Source organism: Algoriphagus boritolerans DSM 17298 = JCM 18970 (genome assembly GCF_900108085.1).
GTDB lineage: Bacteria > Bacteroidota > Bacteroidia > Cytophagales > Cyclobacteriaceae > Algoriphagus > Algoriphagus boritolerans.
On sequence record NZ_FNVR01000030.1, the window covers coordinates 1 to 24,925 of the forward strand.

The window sequence follows — 24,925 nt, forward strand, 5'->3', positions numbered from 1 at the left end:
TTTTGCAGACTTCTCTCAGACTACCGTTGCGGGTCAAAACCGCATAGAACATGCAGATAAAATGATCGATCGACTTGAGTTTCTTGTAATACCTGTCTGCGTTTTGCTGCTCTACAACCTCATTAAAAACTTCCATCGGGATCAGCGATAAAAGCTGGGCAATAATCGGATGGCCGGACAAAAAAATATGCTTACTTTGCTTCATATTGTTATTTCTTGGTCGAAACAACAATAGAAAAAAGATGGGACAGCTCCAAAAAGCTTCCCATCTTTCATTTTGGTACTATTCCAAGATTAAATTATTTTGGACTCTCGCGTTCTCGGACGACAGTAACTATCAATAATGAAAACGCCGGCTGCAAAGTCGGCTTTTTTTTTGGCTACTCTCCAAGGGCTTCCAGACCTGTCAGGTTTTCAAAACCTGACAGGTCTCGTTGTTCTGCTTCTCAAGAAGCTGGACTTAGATTATCCTGTTCTTTAGAATATTTTTTCATTCATTCACCATGCGTTCCGATGGAAGGCTTTTCAGATGCCGAACTTCCATGTTTTACCGACCAATTGTCCCGATGGGACATTAAGAAGAGGGTTATTTTTCTTGTTATCCTGCTTTTCCAGAAGCTGGACTAAATCAAATTTTCTTTGCCTGAAAATAAGAATGTAGCATTTTCATTTGATATTTAGTTGAGCTTTAGATTCGGGTTCAAAAAAGCTTCAAATTATGAAATCGAGCATAGCGAAATTTGACACACAGAGGGTTTTTTATCCATCATGCGAGATTCCATATGGCCTTTAAAAAAAATAATAATCATATGAAAAGGGACATTTTTTTTAATTTTTTTTGTGCGTATGAGTTTGTCAGTTTCCTTACAGAAGGACCCGGAATTTAAAGGGCATTCTGGACTTTCAGCTTTCTGATGGAAATAATATCACAGATCAAAGTGGTTTGGGCTATTTGGTAGGACTTGGAGGGAAAGTGCAAAAAGAAAAGTTTTCGTTTTCGCTTTTTCCCAATTACAAAAGACACTGCGTCCTACCTTTTGAGAATAATGGAGATTCAAAAGATATTTTGTGAGAATTTAGGGTTCGACTTGGGTATCGGTTTTAACAGATGACATTCTTTTCTTTTGATGATAACTCCTTTCTATGAAATACATTTGGATTGGGATTCTAGTACTTGTTATGTTTTCTTCATGTAATCGAGAAGAGGATCAGCTGATTATTTCACCTCCTTGTTTTGAGGGCTGTTCTTATATTTTCAAGAAAATTTAGTTTTTCGAAAAGACTTAGTTTACTTTATTCCAATCCACTTTCTCTGCTGAAATCGGCAAATCCCTCACTCTTGTCCCAGTGCCGTTAAACACCGCATTTGCAATTGCCGCAGCAACTGGTCCCTGAGCGGCTTCACCGGCTCCCATTGGTGCAAGTTCCGGTCTGTTGATGATGTGTACTTCCACTACCGGAACTTCCTTTGATCTAAGAATCGGGTAGGAGTTCCAGTCGGTACTCAGTACACCATTTTCATCGAAATCTACTTTTTCCAGCAGAGTCCAACTGGCCGATTGGATCATTCCGCCTTCGGTTTGATTTTTCAGCCCATCAGGATTGATGCATTGCCCGGAATCAATTACTCCGGTTAGTTTCTCTAATTTGAAGGTTTTGGAAGTTTTGTCAACAGTAATTTCAGCTACAACAGCGAAGTAAGAAGCAGAATTTTTATACTTAGAAAATGCGACTCCAAAACCTTTGTTTGCTGCGTTTTGAGCAGAATTCCAACTTGTTTTTTGTCTGACAGCTTGTAAAACTGCCTTTGCACGAGCATCATTTAGATTCTTTAGCCTAAACTCGATTGGGTCCATTTCAGCAGCCAAAGCCAGTTCATCCATAAATGATTCCAGCGCGAAGATATTTCCATAAGCCCCCAATCCTCTCAAAGCTGAAGTTCTGAGTGGACCTTCGTAATTGTGGAGCAAAAGTCGCTTGGAAGGAATGGTATAGAGCGGAATTGCATTCCGATAAGAACCTCCGGAAAATCCTCCCTTTCGAAATTCAAGGGCCTTTTCCAGATGTCGGGCGGAAATGTAATGTCCTCCATTTCCATTGGGTCGGGTGCTGTGGGTGTCCGAAAATAAATTGGTTCCCCAAGCAATAATTTTCCCTTCCTCATCTATTCCTGCCTCAAGCTGTATCACCATGGCTGATCCGTAAGGTTCCCACTGATGCTCGTCTTCTCTCATCCATTGAAGTCGGACGGGTCTTTCAGGGAATGATCGAGCAATTAATGCAGCCTCTGCGGATACATCATCTGCTCCATTGTGTCCATAGCAGCCCGAACCCGGCATTCCGATACAGCGGATTTTTTCGGTTCCGATTCCCAATAAATCTGAAAGGGAATTCTGAAGAGGATAGACTCCCTGAGTAGGTGACCAGACCGTCAGGTTTCCAGACTTCCATTCTGCCACTGCACAGGAAGGTCCGGTAGAGGCATGCATGTGGTAGGGACGGTGATATTCCTGTTTGACTCTTTTGGAGGCATTTTCCAGTTCGGAATTAAAATCAGGGGAATTCTCTATTGTCTCCGGAGACATGGATTTGGCTTTCATGTCCTCAAAAAGCGAATCCTGAGAAACTTTGATTTTTGGAGTTTCCCATTCGGAAATAGCTTTCATCAGCATCCAAGCTTTCACTGCTTGATATTCTCGGGTTGCAATCACTGCTATAAAGCTCCCGTCTCGGATAACTTTTAAAACCCCTTCCAGCTTTGAAACTTCTGAAAAATCATACGTCCGTAGTTTTGCTCCATAGCTGGGTGGATGCAAAACCCTGGCGTGCACCATTCCATCGAGCCGGATGTCATGGACGAAGTGCGCCTTACCTCTAACCAAGTTTTTAATATCATCTCTCGCGATTGGTTTACCGACTAGTCGATGTTCCTCATGGCTTTTTGGAATAGCATTTCCGGTGATTTTTCCTTCGATATGTTTTCCTTCGAGCAGTTTCCAGTAGGAAATCTCCTTGTTCGATTTATTTTTGATTATTCCATTTTCAACGCTAAGATTTGCGACATCCTCTTTCCAAGTTTGCGAAGCCAAAGTGAGCATATAGCGTTTTGCTTCAGCTGCAGCCTGTCTGATGGCTTTTCCGCTTCCTTCCACTGAATTGCTTCCGGCAGTGTAGCCTTCATTAGCGGTCTGCCCGGTATCGCCATTGATGATGTGGCAAATCTCAAATGGCACATCCAGTTCTTCAGCTGCCATTTGGAGGAGAGTGGTTCGGATGCCCTGTCCCAATTCCTGCTTTCCGGTTAGGATAGTCACATGGCCGGCTGCATCCAGTCTGATCCAGGAATCGATCAACTCCTTGTCACCATGAGGCCGAACCGGAATTCCTGAGTAAGTTTCGGGCTGTGATTTGGCGCTTCCGGTACAGGAAAATAAAGGTATCAGTTGAAATCCGAGCACAAGTTGTCCGGATGATTTCAGGAATTTTCGTCTTGAAAAATCCATTGATTTTGTGTTTTCCATGACTCAGAAGGGTTGAGTTGATTCGGCTGCGATTTTCACTGCTTGAATAAACCTGGAATGGGTGCCACATCGACAAATGACCCGCTGAAGGGCCTCTCGTATCTCTTTGTCAGATGGATTGGGATTTTTTCGCAAGAGCGCGACCGCCGAAATTATCATTCCGTTGATGCAGTAGCCGCACTGAGCTGCCTGGGCTTCGATAAATGCCTCTTGAATTGGATGAAGTTTTCCGTCTTTTTCGAGACCTTCCAGGGTTACGATTGATTTGGACTGAGCAGATTGGCAAGATAACAAGCAGGAAGGCTCGGCTTCTCCGTCCAAGAGTACCATGCAGGCTCCGCATTGCTGGAGGCCACAGCCGAATTTTGTGCTGTTGATTCCAAACTCTTCACGGAGAATGTACAGTAAAGGCTCTGAAGGGTCTGTCGAGAAGGACTTATTCTCAGAATTGACATTTAGCTTGATTGGCTCCATCACTTTTTTTTGTGAAAATGGTTGATTTTCAAAGTAAAAAATCAAATCGCCAATAACAATTCAAGAAAGGATTGATGGTTGGGATGGGTTATGAATTACCATCCAAAGCTTGGTAAAGCTGAATAGCGTAGGAATAAAAACAAAAAAAAGCATCCGCTTTGGCGAATGCTTTTTAAAATGAGGTCGAGAGCGGATTCGAACCGCTGTACGAGGTTTTGCAGACCTCTGCCTAGCCACTCGGCCACTCGACCCTAGGTTTTCGGATGGCAAATGTAAGACTATTCTTTACTTGATCAAACAAGGAATTTTTGAAAAATTGTTCCAAGTGATTTTTGGACCCCCCAAAAAATGGGCTGGATAATCTTTTTTCAGGTCGGAAAAGCTGATAATCAGGAGTGTATGAATTGGAATCAAAAAATCCATTATTTATATCAATTCTAAATAAATAAAGCTTTTTAAAAAAATCTATAAACCATTGAATATCAATATTTTAATAAGACATATTTTACCTTTTGGATCATTTATTCCATCGGGAATTCTTATTTGAATAATTAGCGTCGGGTAGTACCTTTGCAGGGGTTAAAGAGAACCTTAAAAACTATTTAATTAGCTAATATATGTCATCTAAACGCTCGTTAGTAGGGATTCTATTGAGTTCCCCGACACTGGCAGTGCTGTTTTTCTTGCTGATTGGAGTTTCAGCGCATGCCGCAGATCCAGCGGTGGTGAATAGTCCTGAGGCCATTGAAGTGGGAAAAACTGTTTTCAATGCTAACTGTAAGACTTGTCACAAATTGGATCAAAAATATATTGGTCCGGCATTACGTGGTGCAACAGATCGGAACAGCGCAGAGTGGGTTAAAACTTGGATAAAAAATTCTGGAGAAGTGATCGCTTCAGGCGATTCTTATGCAGTTGCTTTGTACAAGGAATACAATAATTCCATAATGCCGGCTTATACTTTCCTTAGTGATGCCGAGTTGGATGGGCTTCTTTCTTATATTGAATACGGTGACGTTGTAGATCCTAATGCAGCAGCAGCGACTATTGGAGGAGAAACAGGAGCAGTCGGAGCAGGTGGAGGAATTCCAAGCGAATACCTAACTGTAATTCTGGGAGTTTTGATTTTGGTACTCCTACTCATTTTGGTCGTGCTTGGATTGATCATCTCAGTATTGACCAAGTATATCAACAGGCAAGATCTTCCTGAGGATGACAAAGAATTCGTTTCTCAGAAATTTGAGCTGGGTAAAGTTTTTAAAAGTGACGCCTTTATTATTGTCATAACTGCTCTTGTTATTGCTTTGGTAGCAAAGACCGCGATTGACGGATTATATTCTGTAGGGGTGCAGCAAGGTTACGCACCTGCACAACCCATTGCTTTCTCTCATGCGCTTCATGCAGGACAATACGAGATTGCCTGTCAGTATTGCCACACCGGAGTAGAAATCGGTAAATCAGCCAACATTCCTTCCGCCAATATTTGTATGAACTGTCATACACACATTCAGAATGTGGGGGGTAAAGAAGGAATCTCTCCTGAAATCCAGAAAATCTACAATGCAGTCGACAACAATCAGCCAATCGAATGGGTGAGAGTACACAATTTGCCTGATTTAGCCTATTTCAATCACTCACAGCATGTGGCTGTAGGCGGTATTGAATGTCAAACTTGCCATGGTCCCATTCAGGAAATGGAAGTAGTCGGTCAGCACAGTTCTTTGACTATGGGTTGGTGTATTGATTGCCACAGACAGACTGAAGTCGCTACCCAAGGCAATGCCTATTATGATAAGTTAGTTCAACTTCACTCAGATTCCAAAGATGCTTTGAAAGTCAAAGACATCGGTGGTCTGGAGTGTGCCAAGTGCCACTATTAATTCCTTATCCTATTTGCTAATTCATTCCTAGAAATAAAAATGAAGGAAAATAAAAAAACCTACTGGAAAGGGCTCGAGCAACTCAGCAACGATCCGGAGTTTGTAAAGCATGCCGACGGGGAGTTTGCAGAACTACCTAAAACGCTTGGCGAAGATGGTAGTGCATCCCGAAGAGATTTTCTCAAAGTAATGGGTTTCAGCTTGGCAGCGGCTTCTTTGGCAGCTTGTGAGGCTCCGATCAGAAAGGCAATCCCTTATGTCAATAAGCCGATTGATATCAACCCTTCTATTCCAAATTATTATGCATCGACATTTGCCTCCGGCGGAGACTATGCGGCGGTAGTGGTGAAAACAAGAGAAGGCCGTCCGATCAAGATTGATGGAAACGAGCTTTCTCCCATTAATAAAGGAAAAGTAAATGCAATCGTGGAAGCCTCCGTGCTTTCGCTATACGATAAGCAAAGGCTAGCTGGACCTATGATCGGTGGCGCAGCTGCGGAATGGGCTGCTTTGGATACAGAGGTGAAAAGCAAATTGGCTTCTGCCGGTACTGTCAAGATTGTAGCGAATACCATCCTTTCTCCATCTACCGAAAAAGCACTTCAGGAATTTGCAGCGGTGTTCGGTGGAGCGGAATTGATCATGTATGATCCGATTTCAAATTACGGTATTGCAAAAGCTGCCGAGACCTATTTTGGATCTAGTGTAATTCCTTCCTATCATTTCGATAAGGCTAAGACGATCGTTTCTTTTGGAGCGGATTTCCTTGGAACCTGGATTTCTCCAATCGAATTTGCAGGAGCTTACGCTAAAACGAGAAAAATCAGCAAGGAAAAACCTGAAATGTCCAGGCATTATCAGTTTGAATCCAACTTGTCCATGACAGGTGCAAATGCTGATTACAGAACGCCAATCAAAGCTTCTCAAAGCGGACTGGCTGTTTTGGCTCTTTATAACGCTATCGCAAGTAAGTCTGGTGCAGCTACAGTAAATGCTCCTAAAGTAGAAGTTGCGAACTTGGACAAAGCAGCAACTGATCTCTTGGCTTCAAAAGGAGCTTCTCTTGTAGTTTCCGGATCAAATGATCCAAACGTTCAGATAGTCATCAACGCAATCAATGAATTGCTTGGAAATAACGGTGTAACGGTTGACTTCGCAAATCCTGTTTTCTTCAGAAGAGGAAATGACGAGCGAATGAATCAGTTCGTGACCGAATTGAAATCAGGTCAAGTAGGTGGAGTCGTTTTCTACAACTGTAATCCAGTTTACGATCATGCTCGTGGTGCTGAAATCGCTGAAGGTATTGGTAAGGCAAAAGTTAGTATTTCTACAAATGGAACGTTGGATGAAACCTCATCTCTGGTTCAGATTGTAGCTCCAGATCACCATTTCTTGGAGTCCTGGAATGACTTTCAGCCCAAACAAGGACATTTCTCATTGTCCCAACCGACAATATCCCCACTTTTCAACACAAGACAAGCACAGGAATCCTTTTTGGTATGGGCTGGCTCTACTACCACTTACTACGACTATCTTCAGGCTAACTGGAATGCCACTTTATTTCCTTTAGCGGGAAATGGTGCAACTTTCCAGGAATTCTGGGATCAGGCACTGTATAATGGCGTGGTGTCTGTTGAAACTACGCCTAGTGCAGTTTCAGCAATCGGAGATGCTTCAGTCGCCGCTTCGACAGTTGCTCAAACTTACAAAGCCGATAATGAAGGTCCTGAATTAGTGATCTATTCCAAAGTCGGAATCGGAAATGGTACTTTCGCCAACAATCCGTGGCTTCAGGAAATGCCTGATCCAATCACAAAAGCTACTTGGGACAACTACCTGACTGTATCTCAGAAATGGGCAGCAGATAATGGAGTGACCATGTATGAGGAAAATACCCAAAAAGCTTCCATATCTGTAAATGGTAAATCTTTGGTCGTTCCAATTTTGGTTCAACCGGGACAAGCCAATGGTACTTTCGGTTTGGCGATTGGCTATGGTAGAACCAAAGCCGGTAGAGTAGCAGACGGAGTAGGTGTTAATGCATATGATTTGCTAGATGCCTCCAAAGGTTTTATCAATTTTGACATCACCACCGGAGTCGAAATTGCCGTGACAGGAGATTCTTACAAAATCGCTCGAACTCAGACTCACCAAACTTTTATGGGACGCGAAAATGTGATCCAGGAGTCTGTACTTTCTGCCTACCAAGCCGATGCCTCAGCAGGTCGCTATAAGCCGGAAATCTATAAGGATGGCGAGTTTATAAAGCCGTCTAAGCTTTCCCTTTGGAAAGGTCATCAATATAGCCAGCACCACTGGGGGCTAGCCATCGATATGAATTCATGTATCGGTTGTGGTGCTTGTACTGTTGCCTGCCAGGTAGAAAATAACGTAGCAGTAGTCGGAAAGCAGGAAGTACTCAACAGAAGAGAAATGGCTTGGATCCGAATCGACCGCTATTATTCTTCAGACGCTCCGGCAGACGATCTATCAGGAATGGAAGTAGCAGCGGAAAATCCTGAAGTGACCTTCCAGCCGATGATGTGTCAGCAGTGTAACAATGCTCCCTGCGAGACGGTATGTCCGGTGGCCGCTACAACCCACTCGTCTGAGGGTCTAAACCAAATGACTTATAACAGATGTATTGGTACAAGATATTGTGCCAACAACTGTCCGTATAAAGTGCGTCGATTCAACTGGTTCAAATACCACGACAATAAAGACTTTGCCGGAGTGAACATTGCTCAAAACGATGATTTGGGTAAAATGGTCTTGAATCCGGATGTAACTGTGCGGGTGCGGGGTGTGATGGAAAAGTGCTCCATGTGCGTGCAGCGAATTCAGGCTGGCAAGTTGACTGCAAAACGTGAGAAGCGAACCGTTCAGGATGGAGAGATCAACATGGCTTGTGCTGTGGCCTGTCCGACAGACGCGCTGGTATTTGGTGATATGAATGATCCAAACAGCAAAGTTTCCAAACTTCTGAAGATCGAAGAAACTACTTCCGCATTGAAGGAAGTAGGCGAGGAGCGAGCATATCATGTCTTGGAAGAAATCAACGTTAGCCCTAACGTTTGGTATTTCACCAAGATCAGAAATAAAGAAAAAAACGAAGCGTAATCATAATTTTATAAACTATGCAGGTTACTTCATCCGTACGCCAACCCTTAATTACCGGAGGTAAAACCTACCATGATGTGACACATGATGTGTCCCGTCAGGTAGAGGGAAAACCTTCCATGCTTTGGTTTTTGGCATTCCTCACCGCAGCAGGAGTTCTGGCACTTGGTTCTATCGCCCTCATCGCCACACTCTGGGAAGGGATTGGTATGTGGGGTCTTAATAAGACTGTAGGCTGGGCTTGGGATATCACCAACTTTGTATGGTGGGTTGGTATCGGTCACGCCGGTACCTTGATCTCAGCGGTATTGTTGCTTTTCAGACAAAAGTGGAGAACATCTATCAACCGGGCAGCGGAGGCGATGACTATTTTCGCTGTAATCTGTGCCGCGATGTTCCCTGTGATTCACATGGGTCGCCCTTGGTTGGGAGCCTATTGGGCACTTCCATTACCAAATACCTTCGGTTCACTTTGGGTTAACTTTAACTCCCCGCTTCTTTGGGACGTTTTTGCGATCTCTACTTATTTCTCAGTCTCATTGGTATTCTGGTACATCGGATTGATTCCTGATTTTGCTACCATCAGAGACAGGGCAACAGGGTTAAGAAAAACCATTTACGGAGCATTATCATTCGGATGGGATGGCGCTGCCAAAACCTGGATGCGATATGAGTCAGTTTCCTTGATTTTGGCCGGTTTGGCTACACCACTTGTACTTTCTGTACATACGATTGTATCCTTTGACTTCGCTACATCAGTGATACCGGGATGGCATACCACGATCTTCCCGCCCTACTTCGTTGCAGGTGCGATTTTCTCAGGTTTTGCCATGGTATTGACCCTGATGATCATCACCCGGAAAGTATTCAAACTGGAAGATTACATTACAATTGGGCACATTGAATTGATGAATATTGTCATCATCATCACAGGTTCGATTGTAGGCATCGCTTACATCACAGAATTCTTCATCGCATGGTATTCAGGAGTCGAGGCTGAGCAATATGCCTTTATCAACCGAGCTACCGGACCTTACTGGTGGGCATATTGGTCGATGATGACGTGCAATGTAATTTCTCCTCAACTATTCTGGATCAAGAAAATAAGAACATCCATCATTGCCACCTTCATTTTGTCTCTGGTGGTAAACATCGGAATGTGGTTTGAACGATTTGTGATTATCGTGACATCGCTTCACAGAGATTACCTTCCTTCTTCCTGGGCGATGTTCTATCCAACTTGGGCTGACGTGGGAGTTTACCTTTTCACCTTTGGATTGTTCTTTACCCTGTTCTTCTTATTTGCGAAGTTCTTCCCGGTAATCAACATGGCTGAAGTAAAGTCTGTATTGAAATCTTCATCTGAAAAAGTGCATAAATAATCATGGAAAAAGACACACATTTTATCTTGGGAGTGTACGACGATGAGGACGTATTGCTTCAGGCAGTAGAGAAAGTAAGAAGTACCGGTGTAAAAATTCATGAAGTATTTACTCCTTACCCTGTACATGGATTGGAGGATGTACTTGGATATAAGAGAAGCCGTCTTCCGATTGCCGCCTTCCTATTTGGAATTTTGGGAACATCCCTAGCGATGACCATGCAATTCTACATGATGCGCTTCGACTGGCCAATGATCATCGGTGGTAAGGATTACGCTGCTTTCCCTGATTTTATTCCGGTAGGATTTGAAATGACAGTTCTCTTAGCTGCATTCGGGATGGTCGGTGTATTTATGATCAGCTCCAACCTGAAGCCTTGGGCTCAGCCTAGAATCTTTGATGAAAGATCCAGTGATGATAAGCATATCATGGCGATCGATCTTGCGAATAACAGTACGATGGAAGAGGAAAAGATCAGAGAGATCCTTGCTTCATCCGGTGCTACTGAGATCAATAAAAAAAGTTTTGAATAGAAAATCCGGATATATGAACATTGCTAAAGCATTAATTTTCGGAGGTTCTGCATTGGCCCTATCAGTATTGGCAGGATGTAAAGCCGGTGGTGAAAACCAAGGGCTCGAATATGCACCTCAAATGTACCATTCAGTGGCCTATGAACCTTTGAGTCAGATCAAAGATGAATCCCAAGGCAGTTGGCTTTCTAACAGGGAAGACGGTAAAGGGGAGTTTTATAACTCAAATGAGCATAATCCTCACGGTATGAACATGAGAGAGCCTGTTGCAAACACGGTACCGAGAAATAAACAAGGTTACCTGCCATACAGACTGAAAGCTTTCGAATTGGAGCAAGCTGCTTTGATTGAAAATCCCGTGGAATCTTCGGATGAGGTACTGAAATCAGGAGAAGCCCTTTACTTGCAGTATTGCAACGCTTGTCATGGAAAAGGTGGCGAGGGTGATGGCAAAGCCGGTGAAGTAATCGGTGGTGTTGCCAACCTTAAAGGTGGAGCCTATGTAAACCTCCCTGAAGGTCATATCTTCCATGTCATCACCAAGGGAAAAGGAAGAATGGGCGCTCACGGCTCTCAGATTCCTGAAGAAAGCAGATGGAAAATCGTTCACTATGTTAAACAAGTTATCCAAGGTCAAACTTCAGCGGCTGTACCTGCAGCAGCAGTAGATTCAACTACGGTAGCACAAGTAACCCCAGCTAATTAATCATGGCTCATCACAGCGAACAACATTACAACTTGGAGCAGCGGTTTGATTTTACTGCGGCTACAAAGAAGTCTATCATGACTGTATTGGTCATTGGTGCGATTCTTTTGGGAATTGGAATTATTCTGGGAATAACTGGAGGAGGCCACGAAGAAGCCGGCGAAGCAGGTGGACATGCTTTCCATTGGTATGAGCGGCTTTATGCTAACCTATGGATCAATAACGTGTTTTTTACAGGAATTGCGATTGTAGGAGTTTTCTTTTTTGCCATTCAATTTGCAGCACAGGCTGGTTGGTCGACACCCCTATTGAGAGTGATGCTTTCATTCGGCTACTGGCTCCCTTTTGCCGGATTACTAATGTTGGCGACTTTCTTCATAGCCAATCACGACTTATTTCACTGGACTCATGCTTATCTTTTTGATAAAAACGATCCGCAGTATGACAGTATCATTGATGGAAAAGGAGCATTCTTTTTCTGGCCAATGGAAAAAGGAACTTTCCCAATCTTCTTTATTGTGAGAATGGTGCTGTTCTTCGGACTCTGGGTATTTTTCTTTAAAAAATTCCAGCAGATCAGTGATCAGGAAGATCAATTGGGAGGAAATTCCCATTGGTTCAAAATGAGAAGCTGGTCAGCATTCTTCCTTATCTTCTTTGCGGTTTCTTCATCGATTTCTGCCTGGGATTGGGTGATGTCTATCGATACGCATTGGTTTTCAACCTTGTTTGGGTGGTATGTATTTGCATCCTGGTTTGTTTCAGGATTGGCTGCTATTACCCTGTTGACCATCTTCCTGAAAGGCAGAGGATACTTGGAAATGATCAACCAAAACCACATTCACGACATGGGTAAATTCGTGTTTGGTTTCTCTATTTTCTGGACTTACCTCTGGTTTTCGCAGTTTTTGTTGATCTATTATGCCAACATACCTGAAGAATCAGTTTATTTCATTGAAAGACTGACCAGTGACGTGTATGGACCGTTCATTTTCGTAAACATCGGTCTAAACTTCTTCCTTCCCTTCCTTGTTCTTATGACAAGAGATTCAAAACGGCATGGAGTCTTTTTGAAGCTTGTTTGTAGTATTCTTCTAGTTGGACACTGGATCGATTTCTTCCTGATGGTTCAGCCAGGTACTTTAGGGCACAATGGAGGTATTGGATTTATGGAAGTTGGAATGTTCCTGGTATTTGGTTCAGTGGTAGCGTTGGTTGTGTTAGGAGGTCTGGCTAAGAAAAACCTGATTGCCAAAAATCACCCGATGCTTGAGGAAAGCTATCATCATCACATTTAATTAATTATCCGAAAAAACTAAGATATGTACGGATTTCTGATTGGAGTAGGGGTTCTTCTGTTATTTTCCATCATTTGGATGGTATACAGAATTCAAACTTTGGTTTCTGTTGTAAAGGGTTCTGATAAAAAGATCGCTTCGGGAAGTAATAAAGTTAATGCGATTCTATTTATCGTATTTCTTGTTGGTACCGGGATTTTGATGTTCTGGTATTCAATAAAAGAGTTTGATAACTATCAGTTGCCTGTGGCCTCTGAACACGGAGTCATTACTGATAAATTATTTTGGATTACAATGGCCGTTACAGGCGTTGTATTTCTCATTACCCATATTTTGCTTTTCGTATTTCCTTACAAATATCAATACAAGGAAAACAGGAAGGCTACTTTCTACCCGGATAACAACAATCTTGAAATCATTTGGACTATTGTTCCAGGGGTGGTCTTGGCCGGATTGGTTATTTCAGGTTGGATGGCCTGGTCGGATATCACCGCACCCGCACCTGAGAAAGCTCACGTAGTAGAAATCATGGGCTATCAGTTTGCTTGGGAAGTGAGATATCCTGGGAAAGACAATGTCCTGGGAGATTATGATTACAGACTCATCACAGCTTCAAACTCTCACGGAGTGGATTTTACCGATAAAAATTCCATCGATGATTTTCCTTCTCCAAAAGTGGTGATTCCTAAAGGAGAGCCGGTGCTGTTCAAAATCAGAGCTCGTGATGTTTTGCACTCTGTATTTGCTCCGCACATGCGATTGAAAATGGATGCTGTTCCCGGGATGCCAACCCGTTTTTGGTTTGTGCCTACCAAGACTACCGAGGAAATGAGAGCGGAATTGAAGGATCCGGAGTTTGAATATGAGATCGCCTGTACTGAAATATGTGGGCGTGGGCACTTCTCTATGAAGAAGGTGATAGAAGTGGTAGAGCCTGAGGCTTACCAGAAGTGGTTGGTAGAACAGAAAACTTTCATTCAGAATAATCCTGCTCTCGCAGAAGGATTGACACCTGAGATGAAAGAACTGGCAGAAATTCAAATTAGAGAAAGCAAAAAATAAAATTATAAGTTATGGCAACAGCAACTGTAGCACATCATGACGAAACAGCTCACGAGCACCACGAGCATCATGATAATTTTATAACAAAATATATCTTCACTCAGGATCATAAGATGATTGGGAAGCAATTCCTGATCACAGGTATGTTCTGGGCGATAATTGGAGGGTTCCTTTCCATCTTGTTCAGACTTCAGCTGGGTTTTCCGGAAATGGATCTGAGTTTTCTCCGCCCACTGTTAGGTGGTTGGATAGATGAAGCTGGTAAGCTTGACCCTACCTTTTATCTTGCGCTCGTTACCATGCATGGTACTATCATGGTATTCTTTGTATTGACTGCAGGTTTGAGCGGTACATTCTCCAATTACCTGATACCGCTCCAGATTGGGGCCCGTGATATGGCTTCAGGATTTATGAACATGCTTTCTTACTGGTTCTTCTTTGTGTCCGGTGTGATTATGTTCATTTCCCTTTTCATCAAAACCGGTCCTGCCGGTGGTGGATGGGTAGTTTATCCTCCATTGTCTGCGCTTGAGCAAGCTATTCCAGGATCTGGTCTTGGAATGACCTTGTGGCTGATTGCCATGACCTTTTTCATTGCATCTTCCCTCCTTGGCGGTATCAACTATATCACTACAGTTATCAATTTGCGAACCAAAGGGATGTCTTTTTCCAGACTTCCATTGACGATATGGGCTTTCTTCCTGACTGCAGTTATTGGCCTTCTTTCATTCCCTGTTTTGTTTGCTGCAGCATTATTGTTGGTTTTTGACAGAAGCTTTGGAACTTCATTCTACCTTTCTGATATCTATATCGGAGGTGAAGCGCTTCCAAATACAGGAGGTAGTCCGGTGCTTTACCAGCACTTATTCTGGTTCTTAGGTCACCCTGAAGTGTACATCGTATTGCTACCCGCCTTAGGTATTACTTCGGAAGTAATCGCAACCAATTCCAGAAAGCCAATCTTTGGTTACAAGGCGATGATTATTTCAATGTTGGGTATTACCATCCTTTCATTTATTGTGTGGGCGCACCACATGTTTGTGTCAGGGATGAATCCATTCTTGGGATCAATCTTCATGTTCCTTACCCTGATCATTGCAGTGCCTTCCGCTGTAAAGGTTTTCAATTACCTGACTACGCTTTGGCGAGGTAATTTGATCTTTACCCCAGCCATGTTGTTTTCCATCGGTTTGGTGTCCTTTTTCATCTCTGGTGGATTGACAGGTATTTTCCTTGGAAATTCTGCAATTGATATTCAATTACACGATACCTATTTCGTTGTTGCCCACTTCCACTTGGTAATGGGTTCGGCATCCTTCTTTGGTCTGATGGCTGGTGTTTATCACTGGTTCCCTAAAATGTTTGGTAGAATGATGGATGCGAGACTGGGTTATGTGCACTTCTGGTTGACTTTTGTCGGGGTGTATCTGGTGTTCTTCCCAATGCACTACATTGGAATCGCAGGTTTCCCCAGAAGGTACTACAATTGGACCAACTTCGAGTTTACCAATATGTACACTGATTTGAACATGTTCGTATCGGTAGCGGCTATTATCACCTTTGCTGCACAGTTTATCTTCATCTTCAACTTCTTCTACAGTATGTACAGAGGAAGAAAAGCTACCCTTAATCCTTGGAGATCAAATACATTGGAGTGGACTACTCCTTTGAAGCCTGGACATGGTAACTGGCCTGGAGAAATTCCAACAGTTTACAGATGGCCTTATGATTATTCTAAGCCAGGGGCTGCCGAGGATTTTATACCTCAAACCGTACCTCTTTCTGCTACCCCAGAGTCCAATCTTCCGCATGAGCAGGAAATGGTGAAACTCGAAATGGAAATCATGAAAGAAGAATCGGATGTATTGGTAGCAAATGAATCAAAGCACTGATAAAGCAGTAAGCAGCTTTCGCCGGGTTTCTACACTCACGGTGATCGCTGTTTATTTTCTGATATTGGTCGGGGGTATAGTACGAAGTACAGGCTCAGGAATGGGTTGTCCCGATTGGCCAAAATGTTTTGGGAGTGTGATTCCGCCGACCAGCGTGGATCAGCTCCCAAAAAATTATCAGCAGATTTACCTTCAACAACGAATAGCTAAAAACGAAAGGTTTGTAGCCACACTTGAAAAAATTGGATTTGTAGAAACAGCGAATCGAATAGCAAACGATAAATCAATCTTGATCGAGGAAGAATTCAACGCTACTAAAACGTGGATTGAATACATCAACCGACTGATTGGTGTTGTCATTGGATTGTTTATCCTGTTGACTGTCTGGAAATCTTTCAAGCTTTGGAAGGTGGATAAGTGGATACCTATCAATGCGATGGTTTCATTGGTGCTTGTTTTGTTTACAGGTTGGATTGGTTCTATTGTAGTTTCCACTAATTTGTTAACCTGGATGATTACCTTTCACATGCTCCTTGCACTCGCCTTAGTTTGGTTACTGCTTTACATCAATCATCGGTCAGAAAGATTGCAATCCAGTCACAGTGTGAAATTGGATGTCCCCGAAAAAGTACAGTGGGTATTAATTCTTGGGACGTTTCTGATGTTGATTCAGGTAGTTCTTGGTACGCAAGTGAGGGAGCAAATCGATCAAGTGGCAGCATCACTCGGAGATATGCTTCGTGGTGAATGGGTGAAACGGTCTGGTATTATTTTCCTAATCCATCGCTCTTTCTCGTTAGTTCTCTTAGGTGTACATATTTTGTATTTCTTCTGGGCCTTTCGATATTCTGTCAGAAAATCTAAAGTAAATCTTTGGACTCAAGTCTTGATGTTGGTTCTTCTATTGGAAATAGGTTCAGGTATAGGTATGGCTTATTTCGGTATTCCGGCATTTCTTCAACCCATTCACTTATTATTGGGCTCTTTACTTTTGGGAATCCAGTTTATGTTGATTCTTCAATTGCGAGACCATTTACAGTTTAAGTTAAACACAAATTAAAATGAGGACAGTTGACGTAACTGACCGTTCTATATCAGTCTTTATCTTTGAGCGAATAAAAGCTTATTCTGATTTGATAAAGCTTAGGTTGTCCGCCTTAGTGACCTTCTCAGCTGTATTTGGCTATATTCTTGGTGATCGGGGCGTAAGTTTTGGTTGGGCGGGATTTCTTGGTTTAGCTTTAGGTGGGTTTCTAATTTCCGGAGCTTCCGGAGCGGCCAATGAAATCATGGAGCGTGACTTGGATAAGCTCATGAAGCGAACTCAAAACAGGCCGCTTCCGCTCAAAATCATTTCGCTTCAGGAAGCCTATTGGTTTACTTCTTTAGTAGCCATATTAGGGATTACGCTGCTTTGGATTTTCACCAATCCATTGACTACTTGGCTGGGGATTCTCAGCATGATTTTGTATGTGTTTGTTTATACTCCATTGAAAAGAGTGGGTCCAGTTGCCGTTTTTGTAGGTGCTATTCCCGGTGCAATGCCTCCCTTATTAGGTTGGACAGCTGCTACAGGTTCTATTTCCTATGAAGCAATGATCATTTTTGGAATTCAATTTATCTGGCAGTTTCCTCATTTCTGGGCCATTGCTTGGGTAAGTGATGAAGATTACAAACGGGCCGGATTTAAACTTCTTCCAAGTGGAGGCGGGCAGGACTTGAATACTGCGATTCAAATCATGATTTACACTTTGTTTTTGCTTCCGTTAGGATTGTTACCGAGTTACTTTGGGCTTACGGGATTGAATTCCGGAATCGTTGCGACTGTATGTGGTGTTTTGTTTCTCGCTCAGACTTTCTCATTGATGCGAGACTGCTCAAGAAAATCTGCTTTGAAAATTATGTTTGGCTCTTTTTTATACCTCCCAATTGTTCAGATAGCATACCTTCTTGATAAATTACCTTAAGCCATGGAAAAGGAATTAAAATACGTCGATATGGTAGAGCAGCCGATCTCCATGCACCCGAAGAAATTTGCTCTTTGGCTGTTTATGGTTTCGGTAGTTATGGTTTTTGCCGGTCTGACCAGTGCCTATATTGTTCGTCAGGCAGAAGGTAACTGGCTGGAATATGAGTTGCCCAGTATCTTCTGGGTTACTTCCGGGATTGCTGTAGCAAGTAGTTTGACGCTCCATTGGGCATATTTCTCTGCCAAAAAGGACAATTTCCTTAATCTTAAAATCGGGATGCTCCTGACGGTGTTGTTGGGAATTGCCTTTCTGGTAGGTCAATGGTATAGCTGGGTGGCCATGGTGGATCGGGATGTGTTCTTTGTGGGGAATCCCTCCGGATCGTTTTTGTATGTATTTACAGGACTTCATGCAGCTCACCTGATCAGTGGTGTGATATTTCTGATTATTGTATTAATTTCGACACTCAAATTAAAAGTGCATTCCAAAGCTATGGATACGATGGAAATGGCCACGACTTATTGGCATTTTCTGGGTGGTTTATGGTTGTACCTTTTTATGTTTTTGCTTCTTAATCATTAAATTAAATCCTGGTACTAATTACTAATTTATGTCTGCGCATTCTACTGCTATTGGAGTAAGCTCGAAAAGAGGCGTTTGGGGAGGAGGAAACGAACCCCTGAAAGCAAGTTATGGAAAACTCATGATGTGGTTTTTCCTGCTTTCCGACATCTTCACCTTTGCTGCATTTTTGATCAGCTATATTGCGATCCGAGTAAGCTATCCTGCTTATGAAGGCCCTGCGACTGATTTTGTGGGTTCAAATGAATATTGGCCTGTACCTGAATTGGTATTTGATGCCTTGCCTTTTTTGCATGGAGTTCATGCCCCATTAATTTTTGTAGGAATCATGACATTTATCTTGATCGCCAGCTCTGTTACCATGGTGTTGGCGGTGGAAGCAGGACACAGAAACGACAGGAATGATGTGGTGAAATGGATGCTTTGGACTTTGCTGGGAGGTATTACTTTCCTTAGCTGTCAGGCATGGGAGTGGAATCACTTCATTCATGGTACGGATGGAGGAACAGTTTTGACCTACGTCAATTCCCTTAGTCAAATTGTCACTGAGACAGTCTATGGAGCAAATCTCGTGGTAAACGAATATGGTCCCGCCTCTTTTGCTCAGTTGTTCTTTTTCATCACCGGATTCCATGGATTTCACGTGACCATTGGTGTTTTTCTTTTGTTCCTTTGCTTTTATCAGGCGGCAGTGGGTGTTTATGATAGAAGAGGACATTATGAAATGGTCGAAAAAATCGGCCTCTATTGGCACTTTGTAGACTTGGTCTGGGTGTTCGTGTTCACTTTGTTCTATCTGATCTAAGCAGTTTTAAAATCTTTGAAATATGGAAATTCAGGAAAATAAGTCAACCCTAGTCGTAGAGAAGCGCGACGAACAAAAGATTAAAAAGATCTGGAAAACGGCATTTATCCTTTTGGCGATAACAGTTGTTGAATTTATAATGGCTTTCACCATGGACAGAGGAATAATTCTTTATTTCCTTTTCATCGCGTTGACGATCTGGAAAGCGAAGTACATCATGATGGAATTCATGCACCTTGGAGATGAAGTGAAGCCCTTGTTTTATTCGATCATTGTACCCTTAATTTTCTTGCTATGGTTAGTGATTGCTCTTGTAAAAGAAGGATCTGATATTTTCTTGATGCGTTGGTAAAAAAAAATTGAAAAAAGGAGTGAAATGGAAGGTTGAAGTGAATCACTTCAACCTTCTTTTTTGTTGATGACATTATATGAGAGGATTGAGGTTATTACAAGGAATGGTGCTGGTATGCATCTTGCTGATTCCTGTTTTGGTGTTTATGTTTCTGAGGGGCTTTGGCACCAATGAGTATGATCTTCCTGTTTTCTTCCAAAAGGGAATTGACAACCCATTTATGGAGTGTCCGGTGGCGGATACAACACAGCATTACATTCCTGATTTCACCTTCACAAATCAGGAGGGGGTGGCGATTGGAAGAAGTCAAATGGAAGGTAAAATTACCATTGTTGACTTCTTTTTCACTTCCTGTCCAAGTATCTGTCCGGTGATGTCCAAAGAGATGGAGCGTGTCAATGACATGTTTAGAGACGAACCCGGTGTTCAGATCATGTCCATCAGTATTGATCCGGAATTTGATACCCCTGCCATTCTCAAGGAATATGCAGACGAGCACGGCGCTAATCCAGGAAAGTGGCATTTTCTTTCCGGTCCTAAGGAAGAAACCTATCAACTTGCCCGTTGCGGATTTGTGATTCCTACCATTGATGGCAATGGGGTCCCCGATGATTTTGTTCACAGTGATAAATTTGTTTTGGTGGATAATTTGGGGCGAATTAGAGGGTACTACAGCGGAACAAACCGTGAAGAAGTTGACTTATTGATGTTGGAGACCAAAGTATTGTTACATGCAAGCAAATAAAGAATTAACGCTTCAAAATGAAGCAAAAGTAAAAAACTGGATTATCGGTATTTCGATTGCGATTCCATTAGCGGTAGCAGTTTTACTGTTTATGCCCGCTAAGATTACTACACTGGGTGATTGGGTGTACTTTCTGCCACACCTGAATGCCGTGATCAATTCGGCTGCATCGGTTGCATTGATTGTCGGATTAATCTTTATCAAGCAAAAAAAGTACAGCTATCATGGAGCCACGATGACAGTTGCATTTGTCTTGGGCGCTATTTTCTTGGTCTCGTATGTCATTTACCATGGATCAGCTGAGAGCACCAGTTTTGGAGGTGAGGGGTCCATCCGTACGGTGTATTATTTTCTGCTGATTACCCACATACTATTTGCTGCAATTGCGCTTTTTCCGATCCTGTTTGCCTATTACTATGGTTACACTGATCAGCGCGAGAAACATCGAAAAGTGGTTAAATTTGCCTATCCAATTTGGTTGTATGTATCTGTCACTGGAGTAATCGTATATCTGATGATCAGCCCCTATTATGTGAATTGATTCTTTAATGGATCGCGTGAAAATTAAACCTGAATTAAAATGAAACTTAAATCTCTTTTACTAGTCATTCTCCTCTTAGGATTTCAGGCGGTAAGCTTTGCCCAATGTGCCATGTGCAGGGCTTCGGTCGAAAATAACGTCAGCAATGGAGATACCAGCATCGGTGCCGGGCTGAATAGCGGAATCCTTTACCTCTTTGTCATGCCTTATCTTTTGGCAGCGGTCATCGGATATTTATGGTACAGATCTGCCAAAAAGAAAAAAGCCAAACTCGCTCTTCGTTAAGAGATCGCAAGGCAAAGTTTGATACCAGACTTTGCTTTTTTATTTTTAGGATAAATGAGCTTCAAAACCCGAAGGTTGATCATTTTGGTCAGCGTAATTTCACTCCTTATAGCATTGGTTTTAAATTTTTTCGTTTTCCAAAAAAGCGAAGAGGAGAAATATTTTGAAGCCATTCAGTCTAAAATCCAAAAGGTCGATCGGCAGTTTGATGAGGACTTCATTCAGGTATTGATGAATGTCAGGCCGGAGGACTCCATCACGTTTGAGCAAGTCAGTAGCCCTGCCCACATTCATCCATTCTTTGTGTTGGATACTTCAGGAAAGTTACTTTTCTGGTCAGATTTTACTACCACGCTTGATTTCTCCGAGTTAGACTTAAATCGGGAGTTTCAGTTAATAGAGGATCCGTTTGGGACTTTTTTTGTAAAAATCCGCAAGATCAAACGAAATACCACAGACTATTACCTTGTACATGTTTTGCGTCTAATATGGCCGGGCAACATTGAAAATGACTATTTAAAAACAGGTCCTAATCCGGAGTTTTTTGGGAATGATCGATTTCAGCTTTATAAAGATCCTGCCGATGGAGCCTTTCAGGTAAAATCTGTAGCAGGTAAACCTCTTTTTGGAATCAGTTTTCAAGTAGGATATGAGCCCATCGGGAGGGTTTCCAATACTGCTTTGCTGATTTTCATCTGCTCGATCTTTTTACTTTATTTTCTATTGAGCTTTGATTTTTTGAGGAAAAAATGGAAAAACGGACATCCTTGGCAAACGATAGGCTATGGGTTTTTGGCTTTGCTTACGATCCGGCTTTCCATGTTATTTCTCAATTTCCCCGGGGATTTCTTCGAGACATCACTTTTCGATCCGGCTAATTATGCCTCATCTTGGCTCAATCCCAGTTTGGGAGACTTATTTCTGAATACGGTTTGTGTTGGTTTTATTTTGGGATTGACCATTTTTCAGCTTTCTTCCAAAAAAGCAATCCAGCAGTTCTCCGCATGGAAAATCAAAAACCGCTTTAAATTGGGAATAATGATTGCCCTGCTATCCAGCACCTTGTTTTTTAGCCTTGTCTGGTTTTTGCCGCGGGACTTGATTTTCAATTCTCAATGGGTGCTCGATATCCGCTCGATTCCTACCTTCGATCTATTCAAAGGATTAAGCATCTTGATACTATTCCTCTGGGGTTCTGTTTATGTGCTGATTTCGCTCACCCTGATGAGCCTTTTATTTGGGATAGAAAAGGACAAGGGAATCTATCTCAAGTACATCGCTGGCTGGGGATTGCCTTTTCTCGTGGTAGCATTTTATATAAATTTTTGGTTTGGATTGGCCTTGCTGATACATTTCATTTTTTTGCTCAGCATTAGTTGGTTTGAGTTGTTTCAGAATGTATTCAGGTTGGGCTTGGATACTTTTTTGACCTTCTTTTATGCATGTTTGATCACTGCCGGGATCATTGGTGTCAGTACCTTTCAGTCAGAGCAAGAGCGCATTGTTCAGTCCAAAACCAGATTTGCCAATCAGAATTTGATTGAAAATGATGTGATGACGGAGTTTTTTCTGGAGGATATTTTTACCCGGGTAAAAAATGACCTCTTTATCCAAAACCGCATGGTGGATCCACTACTCTCCAAGGACCCTGTGGAGACGAAGATCCGGAAAATTTACCTCGATAATTATTTCGATCAATTCGAAGTAGTCATCCGGATTTACTCCGCTTCCGGTCAACAAATTCAAGGTCCGGCCGAACGGAAAAATCTCCGGGAACTCAGACAGGAATATGTCAAAAGTGATTTTGCTACCAGTGTTCGTGATCTCTATTTTATCCGGGGAAAAGAGACTACGGCTAGCAATAAATTCGTAGCCTTTATTCCCGTTTTAAGGGATGATAACCTGTTGGGGACTGTCTTTTTGGAACTTAACCAACTTCGCATCCAACCCGGAAGTGTGTATCCCAAGCTACTCCTGGATCGGAAATATGCAGAAAAGCTTGATCCGCTAAATTACGATTATGCCGTTTTCAGAGACAATGAATTGCTTCGGAGTTCCGGTACTTTCAACTACAATCAGTCCAATTTTATCGCTACTCTGAGCAAAAATCAGCTGTTTGAAAGTGGGGTTTTGTTCGAGGGCTTTCATCATTTTGGCTTGAGAAATGGTCCTGAAATCATCATTATATCCTCTCCTACGATTCCTGTTTCGCAGTTTTTTGGAAACATTTCACTTTTCTTCGTGGCCTTTGTCTTTTTGACGTTCCTTGCGATTCTGCTCAATACCCTCTTCAAAGGATACCGGAATTTCGAGTTCAATTATTCCACCAAACTTCAACTGTACCTGAATTTTGCCTTCTTTTTTCCGATCATCATCATCTCTATTATCACTATTGGTCTTTTGGGAGGGAGCTACCAGGACGATCTCAATCGGCAATACATCGAAAAGGCCCGATTAATTCGAAGTAATCTTGGTGTATTCTTCAACAATCAGAATCCTGCCAGCGTAGATCGGGACCTCCTCAATGAGGAAATCAATTCTCTGGCCAATACCATTGCCAGTGATATCCACCTCTTCACTCCGGATGGATACCTGGAATCGACCAACCGACCGAACATTTTCGATAAGAAAATCCTCGCTCCATGGATCAATCCTGCGGCAATGTCGGGAATCATGGAGCAGAACCAGATCCAGCTATTGGTAAATGAAAGAATAGGAAAATTGCGATATCAGACCGTTTACCTGGCCGTTCCTTCCCAAGTGGATCAATCGAACATCGGGATTTTGGCAATCCCGTTTTTTGAGTCAGAGACTGAACTGAATTCGTTGATTTCAGATGTATTGAGTAATATCTTCAATGCCTTTGTTGTGATTTTTATTCTCTTTTTGATTGTCTCCTCATTTGTTTCCAGGAACCTGACTTTGCCCTTTAAGCTGCTTACGCAAAAACTTAAAGCGACTAACCTCGAGAATAACGAGCCGATGTATTGGGGGTCAAAGGATGAAATCGGACTGTTGGTCAATGAATACAACAACATGCTCTCTAAGCTGGATGCCAGTAAGAAGGTACTCGCCTCCACTGAGAAAGAGTCTGCCTGGCGGGAAATGGCCAAGCAAGTAGCCCATGAGATCAAAAACCCGCTAACCCCGATGAAGTTGACGCTGCAGCATCTACTCCGCTTGGATCAGGAAGGGAAACTGGAGGATCAGGATAAGCTGCGCAAATCATTGGAAACCCTGATTCATCAAGTGGATGCCCTGAGTGGCATTGCTTCTTCTTTTTCGACCTTTGCTAAGATGCCCTTGCCCAAAAATGAGCTCATGAACTTCAAAACTGTTTTGTTGCAGGTATTGGAGCTGTTTAAAAATGATCAGCGTGTGAGGTTGGATTTCCTGGATGATTCCTACACCGAAGAAATCCAAATCATGGGTGATGACAAGCTTTTTGGTCGGGTGATCGCCAATCTTATCATTAATGGGATTCAGGCAGCTGAACCTGGAACTACTCCCCATATTAAAATCTGGCTGTGGATGACGGAGCAATCGGTTTTTTTGGAAATCGCCGATAATGGAAAAGGAATTCCTCCTGAATTGAAAGACAAAATCTTCATTCCCAACTTCAGTACCAAGTCCACAGGTTCCGGTCTTGGCTTAGCAATAGCCAAAAGTGGAGTGGAAACAGCCGGCGGCAAGATTTGGTTTGATACTGAAGTAGGAAAAGGCACGACATTTTACCTCACCTTTCCTTTGGTCGAATAGTTTTGGGTTTTTAACTAC

At 42.5% G+C, this 24,925-nt stretch carries 20 protein-coding genes and 1 tRNA gene; 17 read left to right on the top strand and 4 right to left on the bottom strand.

The annotated features are described in order from the left end of the window. From C4S61_RS18170 to C4S61_RS18185, 4 genes are all read right to left on the bottom strand, one after another. On the bottom strand, nucleotides 1-205 hold a 205-nt coding region (locus C4S61_RS18170; RefSeq protein ID WP_146064439.1), incomplete at its 3' end, for a DUF4372 domain-containing protein. Between the two features lie 1,078 nt (nucleotides 206-1,283). Further along, nucleotides 1,284-3,521, bottom strand: a complete 2,238-nt coding sequence (locus C4S61_RS18175; protein WP_103926221.1) for a xanthine dehydrogenase family protein molybdopterin-binding subunit — start codon at nucleotides 3,519-3,521, stop codon at nucleotides 1,284-1,286. Nucleotides 3,522-3,524: 3 nt separating this feature from the next. Further along, the gene (locus C4S61_RS18180) at nucleotides 3,525-3,995 is read right to left on the bottom strand and encodes a (2Fe-2S)-binding protein (RefSeq protein ID WP_103926254.1); all 471 of its coding nucleotides are present in this window, start codon (nucleotides 3,993-3,995) and stop codon (nucleotides 3,525-3,527) included. 180 nt (nucleotides 3,996-4,175) lie between these two features. Next, nucleotides 4,176-4,246, bottom strand: a tRNA-Cys gene (locus C4S61_RS18185). A 366-nt stretch (nucleotides 4,247-4,612) separates the two neighbouring features. Between C4S61_RS18185 and C4S61_RS18190 the strand changes: the two genes are divergently transcribed. From C4S61_RS18190 to C4S61_RS18270, 17 genes are all read left to right on the top strand, one after another. Then, complete coding sequence (locus C4S61_RS18190; RefSeq protein WP_103926222.1) at nucleotides 4,613-5,875, top strand: c-type cytochrome; 1,263 nt, start codon at nucleotides 4,613-4,615, stop codon at nucleotides 5,873-5,875. A 39-nt stretch (nucleotides 5,876-5,914) separates the two neighbouring features. Continuing rightward, the gene (locus C4S61_RS18195; protein ID WP_103926223.1) at nucleotides 5,915-8,995 is read left to right on the top strand and encodes a TAT-variant-translocated molybdopterin oxidoreductase; all 3,081 of its coding nucleotides are present in this window, start codon (nucleotides 5,915-5,917) and stop codon (nucleotides 8,993-8,995) included. Between the two features lie 17 nt (nucleotides 8,996-9,012). After that, complete coding sequence (gene nrfD / locus C4S61_RS18200) at nucleotides 9,013-10,377, top strand: NrfD/PsrC family molybdoenzyme membrane anchor subunit (RefSeq protein WP_103926224.1); 1,365 nt, start codon at nucleotides 9,013-9,015, stop codon at nucleotides 10,375-10,377. 2 nt (nucleotides 10,378-10,379) lie between these two features. Next, complete coding sequence (locus tag C4S61_RS18205; protein WP_103926225.1) at nucleotides 10,380-10,910, top strand: DUF3341 domain-containing protein; 531 nt, start codon at nucleotides 10,380-10,382, stop codon at nucleotides 10,908-10,910. A 13-nt stretch (nucleotides 10,911-10,923) separates the two neighbouring features. Then, the gene (locus C4S61_RS18210) at nucleotides 10,924-11,616 is read left to right on the top strand and encodes a c-type cytochrome (RefSeq protein ID WP_103926255.1); all 693 of its coding nucleotides are present in this window, start codon (nucleotides 10,924-10,926) and stop codon (nucleotides 11,614-11,616) included. A 2-nt stretch (nucleotides 11,617-11,618) separates the two neighbouring features. Beyond that, nucleotides 11,619-12,914 (top strand): quinol:cytochrome C oxidoreductase, encoded by a 1,296-nt coding sequence (locus tag C4S61_RS18215; protein ID WP_103926226.1) that lies wholly within the window; start codon nucleotides 11,619-11,621, stop codon nucleotides 12,912-12,914. A 24-nt stretch (nucleotides 12,915-12,938) separates the two neighbouring features. Beyond that, nucleotides 12,939-13,976 (top strand): cytochrome c oxidase subunit II, encoded by a 1,038-nt coding sequence (locus tag C4S61_RS18220; RefSeq protein WP_103926227.1) that lies wholly within the window; start codon nucleotides 12,939-12,941, stop codon nucleotides 13,974-13,976. An 11-nt stretch (nucleotides 13,977-13,987) separates the two neighbouring features. After that, entirely contained in the window at nucleotides 13,988-15,868 is a 1,881-nt protein-coding gene (locus tag C4S61_RS18225; protein ID WP_103926228.1) for a cytochrome c oxidase subunit I, read from the top strand. Beyond that, nucleotides 15,852-16,928, top strand: a complete 1,077-nt coding sequence (locus C4S61_RS18230) for a COX15/CtaA family protein (RefSeq protein WP_103926229.1) — start codon at nucleotides 15,852-15,854, stop codon at nucleotides 16,926-16,928. The genes C4S61_RS18225 and C4S61_RS18230 overlap by 17 nt, the downstream gene beginning before the upstream one ends. A 1-nt stretch (nucleotide 16,929) precedes the next feature. Continuing rightward, on the top strand, nucleotides 16,930-17,835 hold the full coding sequence (cyoE, locus tag C4S61_RS18235) for a heme o synthase (protein ID WP_103926230.1): 906 nt from the start codon (nucleotides 16,930-16,932) through the stop codon (nucleotides 17,833-17,835). A gap of 3 nt (nucleotides 17,836-17,838) precedes the next feature. Further along, a complete protein-coding gene (locus C4S61_RS18240; protein ID WP_103926231.1) occupies nucleotides 17,839-18,420 on the top strand; it encodes a cytochrome c oxidase subunit 3 in 582 nt (193 codons plus the stop codon). Between the two features lie 28 nt (nucleotides 18,421-18,448). Further along, entirely contained in the window at nucleotides 18,449-19,225 is a 777-nt protein-coding gene (locus C4S61_RS18245; protein ID WP_103926232.1) for a cytochrome c oxidase subunit 3, read from the top strand. 22 nt (nucleotides 19,226-19,247) lie between these two features. Next, nucleotides 19,248-19,577: a cytochrome C oxidase subunit IV family protein gene (locus C4S61_RS18250; protein WP_103926233.1), complete on the top strand. Its 330-nt coding sequence runs from the start codon at nucleotides 19,248-19,250 to the stop codon at nucleotides 19,575-19,577. 76 nt (nucleotides 19,578-19,653) lie between these two features. Continuing rightward, complete coding sequence (locus C4S61_RS18255) at nucleotides 19,654-20,322, top strand: SCO family protein (RefSeq protein WP_103926234.1); 669 nt, start codon at nucleotides 19,654-19,656, stop codon at nucleotides 20,320-20,322. Next, nucleotides 20,309-20,863: a DUF420 domain-containing protein gene (locus C4S61_RS18260; protein ID WP_103926235.1), complete on the top strand. Its 555-nt coding sequence runs from the start codon at nucleotides 20,309-20,311 to the stop codon at nucleotides 20,861-20,863. The genes C4S61_RS18255 and C4S61_RS18260 overlap by 14 nt, the downstream gene beginning before the upstream one ends. A gap of 39 nt (nucleotides 20,864-20,902) precedes the next feature. Beyond that, a complete protein-coding gene (locus C4S61_RS18265) occupies nucleotides 20,903-21,148 on the top strand; it encodes a hypothetical protein (protein ID WP_103926236.1) in 246 nt (81 codons plus the stop codon). A gap of 54 nt (nucleotides 21,149-21,202) precedes the next feature. Next, nucleotides 21,203-24,907 (top strand): sensor histidine kinase, encoded by a 3,705-nt coding sequence (locus tag C4S61_RS18270; protein WP_103926237.1) that lies wholly within the window; start codon nucleotides 21,203-21,205, stop codon nucleotides 24,905-24,907. Nucleotides 24,908-24,925 lie beyond the last annotated feature (18 nt).

What these genes read in the sequence shown, in the direction of transcription:
- C4S61_RS18195 (WP_103926223.1), top strand. Translation starts at nt 5,915, where the DNA reads ATGAAGGAAAATAAAAAAACCTACTGGAAAGGGCTCGAGCAACTCAGC.
- C4S61_RS18245 (WP_103926232.1), top strand. Translation starts at nt 18,449, where the DNA reads ATGTCTGCGCATTCTACTGCTATTGGAGTAAGCTCGAAAAGAGGCGTT.
- C4S61_RS18255 (WP_103926234.1), top strand. Translation starts at nt 19,654, where the DNA reads ATGAGAGGATTGAGGTTATTACAAGGAATGGTGCTGGTATGCATCTTG.
- C4S61_RS18210 (WP_103926255.1), top strand. Translation starts at nt 10,924, where the DNA reads ATGAACATTGCTAAAGCATTAATTTTCGGAGGTTCTGCATTGGCCCTA.
- C4S61_RS18175 (WP_103926221.1), bottom strand. Translation starts at nt 3,521, where the DNA reads ATGGAAAACACAAAATCAATGGATTTTTCAAGACGAAAATTCCTGAAA.
- C4S61_RS18215 (WP_103926226.1), top strand. Translation starts at nt 11,619, where the DNA reads ATGGCTCATCACAGCGAACAACATTACAACTTGGAGCAGCGGTTTGAT.
- C4S61_RS18250 (WP_103926233.1), top strand. Translation starts at nt 19,248, where the DNA reads ATGGAAATTCAGGAAAATAAGTCAACCCTAGTCGTAGAGAAGCGCGAC.
- C4S61_RS18240 (WP_103926231.1), top strand. Translation starts at nt 17,839, where the DNA reads ATGGAAAAGGAATTAAAATACGTCGATATGGTAGAGCAGCCGATCTCC.
- C4S61_RS18225 (WP_103926228.1), top strand. Translation starts at nt 13,988, where the DNA reads ATGGCAACAGCAACTGTAGCACATCATGACGAAACAGCTCACGAGCAC.
- C4S61_RS18220 (WP_103926227.1), top strand. Translation starts at nt 12,939, where the DNA reads ATGTACGGATTTCTGATTGGAGTAGGGGTTCTTCTGTTATTTTCCATC.
- C4S61_RS18205 (WP_103926225.1), top strand. Translation starts at nt 10,380, where the DNA reads ATGGAAAAAGACACACATTTTATCTTGGGAGTGTACGACGATGAGGAC.
- C4S61_RS18260 (WP_103926235.1), top strand. Translation starts at nt 20,309, where the DNA reads ATGCAAGCAAATAAAGAATTAACGCTTCAAAATGAAGCAAAAGTAAAA.
- C4S61_RS18190 (WP_103926222.1), top strand. Translation starts at nt 4,613, where the DNA reads ATGTCATCTAAACGCTCGTTAGTAGGGATTCTATTGAGTTCCCCGACA.
- nrfD (WP_103926224.1), top strand. Translation starts at nt 9,013, where the DNA reads ATGCAGGTTACTTCATCCGTACGCCAACCCTTAATTACCGGAGGTAAA.
- cyoE (WP_103926230.1), top strand. Translation starts at nt 16,930, where the DNA reads ATGAGGACAGTTGACGTAACTGACCGTTCTATATCAGTCTTTATCTTT.
- C4S61_RS18230 (WP_103926229.1), top strand. Translation starts at nt 15,852, where the DNA reads ATGAATCAAAGCACTGATAAAGCAGTAAGCAGCTTTCGCCGGGTTTCT.
- C4S61_RS18270 (WP_103926237.1), top strand. Translation starts at nt 21,203, where the DNA reads ATGAGCTTCAAAACCCGAAGGTTGATCATTTTGGTCAGCGTAATTTCA.
- C4S61_RS18265 (WP_103926236.1), top strand. Translation starts at nt 20,903, where the DNA reads ATGAAACTTAAATCTCTTTTACTAGTCATTCTCCTCTTAGGATTTCAG.
- C4S61_RS18180 (WP_103926254.1), bottom strand. Translation starts at nt 3,995, where the DNA reads ATGGAGCCAATCAAGCTAAATGTCAATTCTGAGAATAAGTCCTTCTCG.